This is a genomic window from Vibrio sp. 03-59-1 (assembly GCF_013114135.1).
Lineage (GTDB): Bacteria > Pseudomonadota > Gammaproteobacteria > Enterobacterales > Vibrionaceae > Vibrio > Vibrio cortegadensis.
The window spans coordinates 1-1,076 of record NZ_VTYA01000074.1; the positions used below are offsets into that span (position 1 = coordinate 1).

Consider the following 1,076-nt stretch of genomic DNA (forward strand, 5'->3'; position numbering starts at 1 on the left):
GAAAGCGTCACCGAAATTTACACCGTCAGTGCCACCGATGGGACCGAGCATGTGGTCACCATCACCATTAACGGCGCGGAAGATCCGTCTGACATCACTGTGGGCGAAGGCGACAGCGATGAAGGCAGCGTGACCGAAGACGTGGACGTGACACTGGCCGACACCTTGGTCAGCGAAGGCAGCTTGACCATCAGCGATGTGGACGCCAATGACAATCCGGAATTCAACCCGAACGGGGTGTTCACACCGACAGGCTCGACCGATGCGGCGGCGCTCGGCAGCTTAGTGATTGACGCCGATGGCGACTGGACCTACACCGTCGACAACAACGCGGTGCAATATTTAGACGAAGGTGAAAGCGTCACCGAGATCTACACCGTCAGTGCCACCGATGGGACCGAGCATGTGGTCACCATCACCATTAATGGCGCGGAAGATCCGTCCGACATCACTGTGGGCGAAGGCGACAGCGATGAAGGCAGCGTCACTGAAGACGTGGACGTGACATTAGCCGACACCTTAGTCAGCGAAGGCAGCTTGACCATCAGCGATGTGGACGCCAATGATACCCCTGAGTTCAACCCGAACGGAGTGTTCACACCGACAGGCTCGACCAACGCGGCGGCGCTCGGCAGTTTAGTGATTGACGCCGATGGCGACTGGACCTACACGGTCGACAACAACGCGGTGCAGTATCTGGACGAGGGCGAGACCGTCACCGAAATTTACACCGTCAGTGCCACCGATGGGACCGAGCATGTGGTCACCATCACCATTAATGGCGCGGAAGATCCGTCCGACATCACCGTGGGCGAAGGCGACAGCGATGAAGGCAGCGTCACCGAAGACGTGGACGTCACGCTGGCTGACACCTTGGTCAGCGAAGGCAGTTTGACCATCAGTGATGTGGACGCCAATGACAATCCGGAGTTCAACCCGAACGGGGTGTTCACACCAACAGGCTCGACCAATGCGGCGGCGCTCGGCAGCTTAGTGATTGACGCCGATGGCGACTGGACCTACACGGTCGACAACAACGCGGTGCAATATTTAGACGAAGGTGAAAGCGTCACCGA

At 58.3% G+C, this 1,076-nt stretch carries 1 protein-coding gene; it reads left to right on the forward strand.

Translation table 11 applies throughout. The annotated features are described in order from the left end of the window. Window positions 1-1,076 (forward strand): VCBS domain-containing protein (locus F0249_RS20455; protein ID WP_216599677.1); only part of this gene is annotated, 1,076 nt, incomplete at both ends.